A 13,626-nucleotide genomic window follows, 5' to 3' on the forward strand; every position below is an offset into this window, starting at 1 on the left:
CATGTTTACTGTCGATTCTATTTCAATCCGGTATGAGCAGAAAAACATTATTAACAACTTCTCTTTTTCCGTAAAAAAGGGTGAAATCGTCTCGATTATAGGACCAAACGGCTCAGGTAAATCTACATTGCTTAAGGCGGTATCACGGCTAATTCCATATCATACGGGTGCGGTCACACTCGAGGGTACGGATCTAAAGTCTATGACTGCCAAACAAGTCGCTCGAAAAATGTGTATGCTGAGCCAGAAGAACCAAGCACCTAATGATATGACTGTGATCGATCTCGTCTCCTATGGAAGGTATCCACATAAAAAATGGTTCGAAAAATTAAATCATGAGGATATGGACATTGTCGACTGGGCACTGGAGAAGACACATTTAAAGGATTATAAGGATCGAGCCGTTTCCTCGTTATCCGGTGGTGAATCACAGCGTGCTTGGATTGCTATGGCCTTGGCGCAGCGTCCTTTGGTTATGTTGCTTGACGAACCGATCACTTACTTGGATATTTCGCATCAGCATGAAGTTCTTGAGTTAGTACGTGAGCTAAATCAAGACATGGGAATGACTGTCGTGATGGTGTTGCATGACCTCAATCAAGCCTCTACCTATAGTGATAGTATTGTTGTGGTGCAGGCGGGTGAAAAAGCGATGTATGGGACACCAAATGAAGTTATGACCACCGATATGATCCGGGATATATACCGAATGGATGCCGAAGTTCAATATGTTCCTACAGAGACGAAACCTCGTATTCATTTGCTAAGCACCATTCGCTAGATTCGTGGCTAGATTACATAACCTATTAATGGAGGGATTTTATAATGAAGAAGCCTGTAGATGTTGAAAAAAATAAAGAAAACTATTTGCAATTTATTGCGAATCGTAAAAATCTGATTTTGAGCTTGATTGATGACGAAGGAAAACCTTTTATCAGCTATGCTCCTTTTGTTAAGCATGAAGGCAAGCTGTATATCTACATTAGTAAGATCGCCGAGCATTACAGATATATGGAAAATAACGATTTTGTAGATGCGCTTCTAATTGCAGATGAGTCTGCGACGAATAATAAATTTGCAACGGAACGTGTGCGGTGGAATTGCACATCAAGCAATATCGGGAATGACGGGTATGAGGAGATCTTTGAATTGTTTAATGCTGATCATGGGGCGGCAATGGTGAATTTGCTGCGTGGATTGGATTTTTCATTGTTTGAATTGACCCCTGTCCAAGGGCGTTATGTTGTTGGTTTTGGCTTGGCCTTTGACATCGACGTAGATGCGAACCTGTTCAACCATGTGGTGATCGACAAGAAAAAAGACGAAGAAGCCACTGTACAAGGGAGCAAATAATCTATGACTTTCACTTTAGTGTTGCCAATCTGGCAAGCGGTGCAAACGCGATTTCATAAAATGGTGAAGGCTTTGCCGGAAGAAGATCTTAACCTTAAGCTAGGGAACTCTACGATTGGGGGATTAATTCAGCATAATGCGGAGGTTGAGTTTATGTTCGCAGAGTGGTTTTTTGGAAGACCTAATCCTCAAGGCGACAAGGCGGCATATTCTACATTAAGTGAACTCGTTGATCTGCTGACTGTTTCCAATGAGAATCTAACTGCTGCGATGCAGGAGCTTCCGGAAGAAGCGTGGAATGTGAGTGTGGAGTCGGCTTTTGGCACATCTACACCGCTTGAAGCGATAGGCAGACTTATGTATCATACAGGCATTCATGCCGGACAGATTTCGCTCATACAGAAAAATGCAGTTCGAAGTGAAGTATAGTGAATTGGGAAATGATTGATGAGAAAACGGCAGAAATGTCGTTTTTTTTGTGCGTGAATAAGGAGTTTTTAAAAGGGAGTTTGGGTAGTTGTTGACGTTCTTTTGATGTCCTTTTGATGTCCTCTGCAGCCTCTGGATTTGGTATAATGTAGGGGATTCTAAGGGGGCGCTGATTATGACAGAGTACTTGCGAGGCCAAATTGCCAAAATGGCGAATGTGAATATGGAGACGTTAAGGTATTATGAAGAGCTCGGATTAATTAGCACTCCCTTACGTTCGGAAGCTGGTTATCGTCTTTATTCGGATGAGGTGCTTAGCCGCCTTGTTTTTATACATAATGCTAAACTGTGTGGTTTCACTTTAAAGGAAATCAAGAAGGCACTCACTAAATCTGAAAGCAGCGGCATTAGTATTGATGATTTTGTAACTGTTGTGGATAAGAAAATGGATCGAGTTCGTGGCGAAATTGCAAAACAGGAAATAAAACTAACAGCCCTCGCAGATTTGAGGAAAAATTTGTTAGCCACAGATAAACACCCAGGCGTACAGTCCACGCTCGAAATCCTAAAAATGGATTCTTAACTTGACCTTGTAGTCTCCTACAGACTTTACAATCTGAGTTGAAAAGAATTGTAGGAGGGATTTACGAGATGGAAAAGACAAGTACAGAGCAGCTTGCAGCGATCGAAGATTATTTGCGACAAAGCAACCGATGGGATAGCAAGGCTATCGGGCAAATACGGCAGGAGATGGCCGCGACGGCTGCGAACATGCCCAGTCCTACGGATGTTATCGTCGAGCGGGTCATGATTGGACCCTTAAGCGGAGAGTGGATTATTCCTGTGAATTCTGCTCCACCCGCTGATGAAGTGATCCTTTATTTCCACGGTGGGGGTTTTATTTCGGGGACTTGTGAATTTTATCGGGATTTGGTTACACGAATTGCAAAATCTAGTGGCACGAAGATCCTAATCATTGAATATCGCTTGGCACCAGAGTTTACTTATCCGGCTGCTAATGAAGATTGTATAGACGCTTATCTGTGGCTGCTCGCGAATGGATATTCTGCCGGGAATGTCGTGCTTGGAGGGGATTCTGTTGGAGCCAGCCTTGCGCTGATGACGTTGATTACTATACGGGATGCGGGTGGGGAATTGCCGGCGGGTGCTTTTTTAATCTCGCCGCATACAGATCTCGTCCATTTGGATGGTGAATCGTATCTGAGCCGAGCGGAGTTTGATCCAACAGGCAGCTTAAAAGGAAATAACCGAATAATTGAATTTTATCTAGGTGCTCGGACAGAACTAGCTCCTATATTATCTCCTTTAAGGATGGATTTGCAGGGATTACCTGATTTACTTGTTCAAGTAGGTGACCACGAGGTATTGTTAAGCGATGCAACGAGGTTGGCTGAACGAGCACAAGCTGCGGATGTTTATGTAGAACTGGAAATATGGGAGAACATGTGGAGTGTCTTTCACTTTTTAGCTTATATGCTGCCAGAGGCGCAGCAAGCGATTGCGAATGTCGGTAAGTTTGTTAGGACGAGGTTAGATCGGATTGAGCAAAAAAGCAGCTGATATTCCCCGCCTTCTTGAGAGATCAAGGAGGTTTTTGGTGAAATCGTTAGGTTGGCAGAAGGTGGATTGCTAGATGTTGGGCTTCTTCATCGTAACGGACCGTATTGCAGCTATTTGCTCAATTTAGCGTGATTGGCTAACTTTTCGGACTGCATAGCTCTTATTAGCACATTAGAATGCCGAAAAGGTGGGGATTTGGGTGAATAGCCGCATTGGAGTCCGATAGCATGGCGAATTACGGTGATTTTTGAAAATAAGGGCTCCTCAGTCCGAATTCATGTAGTACGGGGGCTACGGAAAATAAGATACTAAACTGGGACCTAAGTTTAATAATTGGGTGCGAGTATATACTGATAATGATTTAACGAATGACAAAGTGGTAATATTGTCAGTTCGTTTTTGGACATAATATGCTATGATAATTACCACCAGAGATAGAGCGAGGGGAAAGCGAGGGGAATACATATGTCGAATGATCTTCCATTATCAAAAGAAAACATTTTGGACGCGGCTGAACAAGTGCTCCGGCGTTTTGGCCCGGACAAGACTTCTGTTGTAGATGTAGCGAAGGTGCTTAAAGTAAGTCATGGTACGTTGTATAGACATTTTTCCAGTAAATCTGCTTTGCGAGAAGCCGTAACCGAAAGATGGTTGCAGTATAATATTTCAGAGCCTTTAAAGAATATTTCAGAGCATTTTGATGGGAATGCCAAAGAGCAGCTCCGATTATGGATGGACACGCTGATTCGTAGTAAACGCACCTATGCTGTGGATGATGCCGAAATGTTTGCTATGTACGCAGCTGTAACTTTAGAAGCGGTGGATATGATTACCCTACACGTAGATCAATTAATTGGGCAAATCGCAGGCATTATTGAAAAAGGCATACAATCCAAAGAGTATAGAGTGGTTGAACCAGTGGTAACGGCTAGAGCAATTTTTAATGCTACTTCGCGGTATCATCATCCAGCACATGCTATAGAGTGGCAGTCGGCTACGATTGATCAGGATTTCGCCTCCGTTTGGGATTTGATTATTTCCGGGATTTCTTTGTAACATCTACTTAAAACCTTCTGATATTCAGGAGGTTTTTTTGTGTCTTAAAGAGGTATAAATCCCGTTGATTAGTCTGAATTGAGCAACTAGGGGCAAATGAACGGTATAAATCCCGTTGATTGGTCAGAATTAAGCGACTTGCAGCAGATGAACGGTATAAATCCCGTAGATTAGGCTGAATCGAGGGACTAGCAGTAAATGAACGGTATAAATCCCGCAGATTAGTCTGAATTGAGCAACTAGGGGCAAATGAACGGTATAAATCCCGATGATTGGTCAGAATTAAGCGACTAGCGGCGAATGAGCGGTATAAATCCCGTAGATTAGGCTGAATCGAGCAACTAGCGGCGAATGAACGGTATAAATCCCGTAGATTTGATTGAATTAAGCGATTTGCTAGCAGATGAACGGTATAAATCCCGTAGATATGATTGAATTGAGCGACTAGCGGCGAATGAACGGTATAAATCCCGTAGATTTGATTGAATTAAGCGATTTGCTAGCAGATGAACGGTATAAATCCCGTAGATTAGGCTGAATTGAGCGACTTGTAGCGAATGAACGGTATAAATCCCGTAGATTTGATTGAATTGAGCGACTAGCGGCGAATGAACGGTATAAATCCCGTAGATATGATTGAATTGAGCGACTAGCGGCGAATGAACGGTATAAATCCCGTAGATATGATTGAATTGAGCGACTAGCGGCGAATGAACGGTATAAATCCCGTGTGCAAAACCAATTTTTAAATGACAAATATTAAAAAATGTCACTTGTAATTTGTAATCGATCGATTTATAATCAGACCAACAAGAAGGCCAAAGCAATAGGAGGAGTAATTATGAATCAGAATTTAGCTGGAAAAGTAGCATTAGTAACAGGTGCATCGAGAGGCATGGGCCGGGAGATTGCGGAGAACTTGGCACAACAGGGTGCGAAGGTGGTCGTTAACTATTCGAGTAACCCCGGCAAAGCAGAGGAAGTCGTAACCGGTATTAACCTGAAGGGTGGAGAGGCCGTCGCTATTCGGGCAGACATCAGCCAGGTGGCAGAACTTGAACAATTATTCCAAACCACACTAGAAGCCTATGGACAACTCGACATTCTCGTCAACAACGCCGGGATTATGATTACGAAGCCGATACTAAATATGACGGAAGAAGATTTCGACAAGCAGTTTGCGATAAATGTAAAAGGCACCTTTTTTGCTTGCCAGCAAGCAGCTAAATATATGAATGATAACGGACGGATTATCAATTTTTCAACTTCCGTTACGGGTCAAATGTTCCCGACCTACAGCGTCTATGCAGGAACTAAGGGAGCAGTGGAACAAATCACTCGTCAGCTGGCCAAAGAATTTGGACGAAAAGGAATCACTATCAATGCTGTTTCACCTGGACCTGTGAATACGGAGTTATTTACCGTAGGGAAATCAGCGGAAGAGATTGCGACCGTGGGGAATATGAATTCCTTTGGACGTTTAGGCGAGCCTGAGGATATCTCAAACATTGTGTTGTTCTTAGCCAGCAAAGAATCACAGTGGGTTACAGGTCAGACGATCCGTGTCAATGGTGGATTTATTTAAGCTGGTGGTTAAAGGGATCTTTTTAATAGCTGAATGTGGTCAATCCTTCTAAAATGAATGTAAATAAAAGGAGGAGTGAAACCATGACGCGGATCATCTGCTCACCGACTAAATATATACAAGGACATGGTGAAATTCGTAAGCTGGGAGATTATTGTTTGCAGCTTGGAGCGACAAGAGCTTATGCCATTATTGATCCTTATATTTTCTCTGTGTACAAAAAAGAGATCACATACAGTTTTGAAATGAACGAAATGCCACTAGTGATGTGTGAATTCAAGGGCGATTGTAGCCGTAATCAGGTTAATGAGTTAGTAACCGCAATTGGCTTGAAGGATACCGAAGTCATTATAGGGATTGGCGGCGGCAAGACCTTAGATACGGCAAAAGCAGTAAGCCACATGAGTAACCTCCCGGTAGTTATTGTACCCACAGTGGCTTCAACGGATGCACCTTGCAGTGCTTTATCAGTGTTGTATACGGATGAGGGAGACTTTGACTGTTATCTTCCATTAAAAAGAAATCCTGATCTGGTTATCGTAGATGTCGATATCATTGCTAAAGCTCCTGCAAGATTACTTGTTGCCGGAATGGGAGACGCTTTGTCCACTTTTTACGAAGCAAGAGCTTGTCGAGAATCTGGGGCAATTACACACGCAGGTGGGACTAGCACAATTGCAGCCCTTTCATTAGCTCGTGCCTGTCTGGATACCCTTCTTGCAGAGGGTGAAACGGCATTAAAAGATGTTAAGCAAGGCATCACCTCTCCTGCGGTGGAACATATCATTGAAGCCAATATTTACTTGAGTGGCATTGGGTTTGAAAGTGGAGGACTTGCTGCGGCGCATGCGATTCATAATGGATTGACGCTGCATGAGGAATGCAGGAATACTCTTCATGGTGAAAAGGTTGCTTTTGCTACGATCGTTCAGCTTGTACTGGAGAAAGCACCATATGAAGAGATTGATCAGGTGATTGGTTTCTGCAAAAAAATCGGTCTTCCCGTTACTCTCAACGATCTTGGAATTACCAGTAAGGATATTGATCCATTGATGATGGTGGCGGAAGCTAGCTGTTCTGAGGATAGCCCCATCTGGAATATGCCCTTTGAAGTTCAAGCTGTGGATGTGCTGGAAGCAATTCTTGCCGCAGACGCGCGGGGACAATAGAAAAAGCCCGATTGTAAATTATTGCGAACCCTCCCCGTACATATTTAACCTTCGTGAACCAAACAATGAGAATAATTGTTTAAGACGAAGGAGGCGTTCCTCTTGATGAAGGACAGTCGAAAGTTTAATCGTTATTTACTAATTTGGATTGCTGTTGCTGCTCTAATGGTTACTTTAATCGCTCCCATGGCACCGTCTGTTTCAGCTGCCGAGTCCAGAGACAACCCTACAAACACACCAAGTGAAGAGAAGACATCTCAACGTAATAAGGTCGTAATTATTATTGACGATTTCGGCAATGGCATGAAAGGGACGGATGAAATGTTTTCGCTGCCAATAAAGCTTACTGTGGCGGTTATGCCCTTTTTGCCTACATCTGTGAAGGACGCCACACGCGCGCATGAACGCGGAGATGATGTTCTGGTCCATTTGCCAATGGAGCCCCGCCAGGGTAATCCTAAATGGCTTGGACCGGGAGCTATACTGGCTAAGATGTCTGATGAAGAAGTGCGTCAAAAGGTGGAAGCCGCGCTCGATAATGTGCCTTATGCTATCGGTATAAACAACCATATGGGCTCTAAGATTACCGGGGACGAACGGATTATGGGTGTGATTTTAGCCGTCTGCAAAGAGCGGGGATTGTTTTTTGTGGACAGTAAGACCAACTACCGTTCTGTTGCTGGCAATATGGCTTATCGAATGGGGCTGCCGCGCGTAGAGAACCATATCTTTTTGGATGATACACACACAGCTAATCATGTGCTGAAACAAATGGGTCTAGTAAATAATCTGGCGAAGGATCAACGATTCTGCGTAACCATTGGTCATGTTGGTGTATATGGAAAAGAAACCGCCGCAGGCATCCGCAGCGGTGTTGAGCAAATAAAAGGTGATGTTGAATTTATAGGCATATCTGATCTCGTTAAAAACGAAATGAAATGGAACTCGAATCCTACACTTCCATAAGATAAGCTACTATGCCGCCAGCAATTGCTTCAGCAATTTCTTGTTGCCCTTTAGGGGTGCACAGCTTTTCGCGATCTGTCGGACTGCTTACAAAACCCGCCTCAACAATTACGGTTGTGGCGGTTATTTTGTTGAGTAAATAAAAAGGTTTACCCGGTCTTGTCTCTGCCTGGATATTATAGAGACTGTTTAATTGTTGCTGAATGGTCTGGGCGAGGATAAAGCTGCGCCCTTCTTGGCGATATAATACAAGCGGACCATGCTTGGATGGTGAAGGTGCCCAGTTAACATGGATGCTGACGACTACAGTAGCTGGTAATGTCTCAGCCAGCTCTTTACGCTGGGCAAGGTCGCGCAGATGCCGGGATTTACTGCGCAGCCAGCGGTTCTCATCGCTTGGAGCGTAATCTCCATTACGATTTAAGGCAACGTCAAATCCATCGCTGCGCAGCAGCAGAAATAATCGGCGTGAGATATCTAATGTAATATCCTTTTCAAGAATGTTCCCGTAGGAAGTTCCTCCGTCGATCCCCCCATGTCCTGCGTCAATTAAGATCATCCGGTGACCGTGGCTTAAGAGATGCTGACGTTCATCATTCACTACGGGTTTGGATGGAGTTGCAGAAGCATATGCACTCCCCATAAACAGCATTAGAAGTCCAACTGTGGTTAAAGTAATACGCAAGCTACATATTGCAGCTGCTGTCTTGGAATAAGCTTTATTTCTCCCATTGTTCAAATGAACTCCTCCTTGCATGTGAATAACCTCGTGCCCTAGATTCTTTGTTAGATTGTGCTTTAATAGGTAAACCTATTCGAACAATTCGAGACAAGAGTTTAGATATATGCTCGGTGGTGCACACTAAGAGCATGGAACGACGCTGGCTATCTTAATTCACTTACAATGTAGGAGGTGTTACAAATGGCTTCCGGCGGCGATGAGCTTGTAAAGTATATCACTGAGAAGGTAGTTGTTTATATCGAGGATCCGCGTGCCATTCATGCTCGTAGAGCGGCTACAAAGCAGCCGTGGTCACAGAAATGGTTCGGTATGCTTCCGCTTGGTTGGTCGATTTGGCGAAGCAAATGGAGCCACAGTGATAAGGATTGAATTTCACAAATAACAAATAACCTTCCAGTGCCTTGTCGAGGGTGGCAGCGGAAGGTTATTTGTTATGTTTAGTTATAGATATTTTTGTCGGGCAGCTTGTGTAGTGTTCCGATAGCCTGCAAGGCAGTGAGTGGCAAATACCGTCTTCCTTCTGGCCCTGATGCTGCATAAACGGTAGGCATGTTGTTTATTGCTTGTGTTTTATTCGAAGCAGGCAACCAGTTTTGATAACCTGTAATCATGAAAGGTGCCCCTACGATATCATTTCGGCCAGCGGCTTGATAAGCAATACTTTCCTTGGGACGAATCAGTGCGGCGATATTGTCACCGTCTACAGCAAGCAGTTTTGGGGAGGTCAACCACATGATATCTTTATAAGGATCATCTGTTCCCCCGCTTTGATATACCGAAAGCGGAGACAAATCAGTAGTTAGGTTAGTGATTACATCCGTTTCTGTCTGCTGTCCTTTAAGCACTTCTTCCGCTTTACTTAGCGTCCACGGTAAAACTTGCGGCACGGAAGCATTGATAAATATTGTCTTATCGTCAATGACGATTTTCCATACGGGTAGAAGTGGTGCATATAAGGCTGTGAGTTTTATTTTTCCTGTATAAGATGAAGGTATAAGTCCTTCCTGCACCAAAAATTGGCGCAGTTCTAATAAACTATAGGGGAGTCCGTAAGTGCCAGTTCCATATTCGCTAAGCATATAACCACCTTGATCCGTAGCGGAAATGATCATGTAGCCGATCCGCTGTTCACCTTTCATAACGTTGACAAGCCAGCTATGAGTACCTGGACCCAGAGGATAATATTCTATTCCTGCGTCCTTCCAGGCTGTAAATGGAGCTTCTGCTGCGAGCTTGTTCAGTGTACTCTTGGCAAATTCTTGGACCGTACCGGGTGAAGGTAAGATATCCATCTGCAGTACAGGTATCAAATCCTGTGTGACTGAATCAACTACACTTACTCTGGAAGCGGCAAGCGCAGAAGAGGAACCGGAGCTCGTTGCGATGAGTCCGATGCATAGAAGCAGGAGGAAGCAGCTTTGACCTGCAAGAAGCAGCCTCCGCCGTACACTTATTTTCATGGCGTCGTTCACCTTTCTTTGTTATGAAATATCAGAAAGTAAAAAGCTTCCTTTTTATTGTAGAGGACAAGCTATAAAAAGGCTGTTGCTTGCTGTCGCGCCGGAAGGCGGCATTTCCCTTGTTTTTTTGCCTGCTTTTAGCGAGTAGGGTCGCATTCTATAGGCTCCGCAGATGAAACAGTCCATAGGTCACCGCAGAAACTGCGATTTGCGGCTCATATTGCCAAATGGTCTCTTGTCGACGCCGATTATACTGCTCTTGAGTCGCTAGGCGTTTTTCTTCGTCAGGCTCCTTCAGCAACTCTCCATAATAGACATCAATGATGTCCAGTTCAACCCTTAGCCGCTCACGTGCCTGTTCTGCCCAAGTGTAGTCCAGTTCGGCTAACTGAGCGGTAAGATGAGTTTCCAATAAGTCGGTAGCGGCTGCTACTGTCATTTCATAAGGCTGGATATGCACATTTTCCGGTAAGCGTGGCATCATCTCTTTTGTGGAAACTTTTGCATTAAAGTCATCAATGATGGTTCCCTTTGTTAGGGAGATGCCAAGATAATGGAGTTCTTCACGTTTCAAATCGCAGCTCATCTCCACTTTATAGCAGACACTAAGCCATGGCTCGTAAGCGGCAGAGAACAGCGTGTTTCGCTGCCTGCTGCCCGGGTCCTCAAATAAGTAAAGGCATTTCCCTTCGTCCCGAGCGGCGTTCCAAATCTGTTGCAATCGCTTGCTTCCGTAAATAATATCCTCTCTGCGGATCATTCCTGGCCCAATTCGTGGGAGTGCCGGCACAATGCCGAAGTAGCGGGCTAGGATACTTTCCTCCGGGTCAGTAGATGGAGCATTCACTGCTTCTGAGCCCGGGGAGGCGGATTCGAGTAAGTCAGTGCTGGCCTCTGCATCGTTTGTTCCGCCTGTAGTTAGGCTTCCGGTGACAACTTGATTCAAAATGCCAGCACTACGATTTGCAATGGGGGGAACCTCTACTGCAGCTTGACTGTCGTATTTTTCCGGATCAAAAACAAAGGTGAAAGAAAGGGTCTCAGGATCTACACCTGTGCGCTCCACGAATCCCCAATAATACGGCCGGTCGGTAAGCATTTTGTCAGCTCTAGGTGATAATTTCACAGTTACGTGAAGGGGCGAAGCCTCAATGATGGAGCATTCAGTGGCTTCAAGATAGTCCATCACATGCTTGCGTACTTCCTGTGCGGTGAGGGTCATGTCGCAGTCCCACTTTCTTTTTTAATACCCTGTGTCAATTCACTGAGGGATTCACCAATATGGTCCAGCTCATGCCGCAATTCTTCGTCGGAGCGGGATTCGAGCATGATTTTGTATAAACTTTTCTCCAGCGATTCCTTCTTTTCAAAACGTTCCAGGATTACATCCAGCCCGCCAATCACCATTTCAAACATATTGATTTTTTCATGCAGCAGATGCAGGATATGTTCTTCAATCGTGCCTTGCGTAGACAAGTTGTAGATCACTACGTCATTTTCTTGCCCTAACCGATGGACACGTCCGATACGTTGCTCCACGCGCATGGGATTCCAGGGCAGATCAAAGTTGATCATATGGTGGCAAAATTGCAGGTTAATTCCTTCACCACCGGCTTCCGTTGCAATCATAACTTGAGCGCGGCCGCGGAAAAGATCCATCATCCAATCTTTTTTTCCACGGTTCATTCCGCCGGAATAAGAGACACACATCAGCCCATGTTCACGGAAATACTGTAGTAAATACTCTTGAGTTGCTCGATATTCCGTGAAAACGATGACCTTTTCATTCATTTCTTGAATGAGGGCTAAGGTTGTTTCAGCTTTAGTGTTTGTTTTAACGGTACGGAGGGTCTGTAGCAGCTCCATCATCCGGTCTCTTTTTGGGGAATCCGCAGGCAGCTTTTTGATCAAATTAACTAAAGTGATAAAGACGGCATCCCGGCTGCTGCACACCTCACGTTGAAGGGTTACCAGAGAAAGCATACTGCTAAGATTGCCGCCGGATTCCTGATACTGGTCTTTGACAAAGGAAGTAACACTGTTATACAAATCTTTCTCTTCTTGGGAGAGAACTAAGGGAATATTACGGACTTTTCGTTTCGTGAAATTAACTGGACCTTCACCACGGCGATTGCGGATCATGACCTTCGAAAGCTCGTCCCGCAGTTGACCTTCATTCTTGGGCTGGCGTTTATCAACCACGAAATTCGAGGCAAAATCGCCCTGATTTCCAAGTTGCCCCGGCTTCAGTATAGTGATCAGATTAAAGAGTTCGCCCAGATCATTCTGAACGGGAGTCGCGGTGAGCAGCAGGCAATATTTTTTGCGTAATTGCTGTACAAATAGATAATTGGTCGATTTTTTATTCTTCAGCTTGTGAGCTTCATCAATGATCAACATATCGTATTCATTTTCCAGCAAGATTTCCTTATGAGGATCTCGTTTGGCGGTATCCATCGATGCGACGACTATGGCGTTGCCCCACGAATAGGCTTTTTTCTGAGCGACAGCAGTGATGCCAAATTTCGCATTCAGCTCACGAACCCATTGCAATACTAGAGAAGCAGGTACGAGAATAAGCACTTTGGAGACAAGACCGCGTACGAGATATTCTTTGAGCACTAGTCCTGCTTCAATGGTCTTGCCCAGTCCAACCTCATCTGCAAGAATCGCGCGGCCTGACATTTCGAACAGAACCTTATGCGCTGTATCCAGCTGATGGGGAAGTGGGGACAAGCCGGATAAATGCTTCATACATTGCAGCTCATCGAAGCTCGTTACTAGACCTGTTTCCTCTCCTTGTACGGCAAGCTTAGATAAACGGTAGTCTCCCCATGGGCCGCCCTTTTCCAATTTGAGCTCCAGATCTTGCAACCAATTCCGGTCAAAAGAAAGAGGAACAGGCAGTATTGGCGCGGGTGTTCCCCCTTGCTGGGGTAGAGAATTACGGAATAATTGCGTCATAATGCAGCCTCCTCAAGCTCGGATTTATATCACCATTCGTAAGAGTAGTATGCTCGTAAACGAGAGAATTCATAACCTCTTATTTTTCACGATAGCCTTTAAAAAAGAGAGCAAGAGCGAGAAAAAGCAGCAACGTTTGCGATAATCCGGCAACTTGACTCTATTTTCGAATAAGACCTTCGATACAATATGTGGTATAGTTTAAAAGCTGACGCACACAATATATTGTGACAAAAGCTTGAAAATGTATTTTTTATAGAGTGCTTAGCTGGTATTTGTTATTGACAAGATGAGCTTCCTACATACACCTGTTAAGCAGTG

The 13,626-nt window shown here is 44.4% G+C and carries 15 protein-coding genes; 10 read left to right on the plus strand and 5 right to left on the minus strand.

The window, feature by feature from the left end:
* Position 1: 1 nt before the first annotated feature.
* The 6 genes from NST25_RS10800 to NST25_RS10825 all read left to right on the plus strand — a co-directional run bounded on the left by NST25_RS10800 (position 2) and on the right by NST25_RS10825 (position 4,419).
* Complete coding sequence (locus NST25_RS10800) at positions 2-781, plus strand: ABC transporter ATP-binding protein (protein WP_340393969.1); 780 nt, start codon at positions 2-4, stop codon at positions 779-781.
* Positions 782-825: 44 nt separating this feature from the next.
* A complete protein-coding gene (locus NST25_RS10805; RefSeq protein WP_076280563.1) occupies positions 826-1,353 on the plus strand; it encodes a pyridoxamine 5'-phosphate oxidase family protein in 528 nt (175 codons plus the stop codon).
* 3 nt (positions 1,354-1,356) lie between these two features.
* Positions 1,357-1,782, plus strand: a complete 426-nt coding sequence (locus NST25_RS10810) for a DinB family protein (RefSeq protein ID WP_340393970.1) — start codon at positions 1,357-1,359, stop codon at positions 1,780-1,782.
* Between the two features lie 175 nt (positions 1,783-1,957).
* Entirely contained in the window at positions 1,958-2,365 is a 408-nt protein-coding gene (locus tag NST25_RS10815; protein WP_051491619.1) for a MerR family transcriptional regulator, read from the plus strand.
* A 68-nt stretch (positions 2,366-2,433) separates the two neighbouring features.
* Entirely contained in the window at positions 2,434-3,363 is a 930-nt protein-coding gene (locus tag NST25_RS10820) for an alpha/beta hydrolase (protein ID WP_340393972.1), read from the plus strand.
* Positions 3,364-3,828: 465 nt separating this feature from the next.
* Positions 3,829-4,419 carry a TetR family transcriptional regulator gene (locus NST25_RS10825; protein WP_076186459.1) on the plus strand — a complete coding sequence of 197 codons (591 nt, stop codon included), beginning with the start codon at positions 3,829-3,831 and terminating at the stop codon, positions 4,417-4,419.
* A gap of 341 nt (positions 4,420-4,760) precedes the next feature.
* Here the strand turns inward: NST25_RS10825 and NST25_RS10830 are convergent, their stop codons facing one another.
* A complete protein-coding gene (locus NST25_RS10830) occupies positions 4,761-5,192 on the minus strand; it encodes a hypothetical protein (protein WP_340393973.1) in 432 nt (143 codons plus the stop codon).
* Positions 5,193-5,260: 68 nt separating this feature from the next.
* On the opposite strand from NST25_RS10830, the gene NST25_RS10835 reads away from it, so the two are divergent.
* The 3 genes from NST25_RS10835 (at position 5,261) to NST25_RS10845 (ending at position 8,139) form a co-directional block, all read left to right on the plus strand.
* The gene (locus tag NST25_RS10835; protein WP_339190508.1) at positions 5,261-6,004 is read left to right on the plus strand and encodes an SDR family oxidoreductase; all 744 of its coding nucleotides are present in this window, start codon (positions 5,261-5,263) and stop codon (positions 6,002-6,004) included.
* Between the two features lie 83 nt (positions 6,005-6,087).
* Entirely contained in the window at positions 6,088-7,173 is a 1,086-nt protein-coding gene (locus tag NST25_RS10840) for a glycerol dehydrogenase (RefSeq protein ID WP_339190509.1), read from the plus strand.
* Between the two features lie 105 nt (positions 7,174-7,278).
* On the plus strand, positions 7,279-8,139 hold the full coding sequence (locus NST25_RS10845; RefSeq protein WP_248549234.1) for a divergent polysaccharide deacetylase family protein: 861 nt from the start codon (positions 7,279-7,281) through the stop codon (positions 8,137-8,139).
* Here NST25_RS10845 and NST25_RS10850 read toward each other — a convergent pair.
* Positions 8,126-8,878, minus strand: coding sequence for an N-acetylmuramoyl-L-alanine amidase (locus NST25_RS10850; RefSeq protein ID WP_248549233.1), 753 nt, complete (start codon positions 8,876-8,878; stop codon positions 8,126-8,128). The two genes, NST25_RS10845 and NST25_RS10850, sit on opposite strands and share 14 nt — an antisense overlap.
* Before the next feature lie 183 nt (positions 8,879-9,061).
* Here NST25_RS10850 and NST25_RS10855 point away from each other — a divergent pair, with 183 nt between their 5' ends.
* Positions 9,062-9,250, plus strand: a complete 189-nt coding sequence (locus NST25_RS10855) for a YqzE family protein (protein ID WP_036689445.1) — start codon at positions 9,062-9,064, stop codon at positions 9,248-9,250.
* A gap of 68 nt (positions 9,251-9,318) precedes the next feature.
* Here NST25_RS10855 and NST25_RS10860 read toward each other — a convergent pair whose 3' ends face one another.
* The 3 genes from NST25_RS10860 to NST25_RS10870 form a co-directional block, all read right to left on the minus strand.
* Complete coding sequence (locus tag NST25_RS10860) at positions 9,319-10,341, minus strand: hypothetical protein (protein WP_076129983.1); 1,023 nt, start codon at positions 10,339-10,341, stop codon at positions 9,319-9,321.
* A gap of 157 nt (positions 10,342-10,498) precedes the next feature.
* The gene (locus NST25_RS10865; RefSeq protein WP_076129984.1) at positions 10,499-11,563 is read right to left on the minus strand and encodes a YqhG family protein; all 1,065 of its coding nucleotides are present in this window, start codon (positions 11,561-11,563) and stop codon (positions 10,499-10,501) included.
* A complete protein-coding gene (locus NST25_RS10870; protein WP_076129985.1) occupies positions 11,560-13,305 on the minus strand; it encodes an SNF2-related protein in 1,746 nt (581 codons plus the stop codon). Before NST25_RS10870 ends, NST25_RS10865 begins: the two co-directional genes overlap by 4 nt.
* Positions 13,306-13,626 lie beyond the last annotated feature (321 nt).

The organism is Paenibacillus sp. FSL E2-0190, assembly GCF_037992965.1.
GTDB lineage: Bacteria > Bacillota > Bacilli > Paenibacillales > Paenibacillaceae > Paenibacillus_AQ > Paenibacillus_AQ odorifer.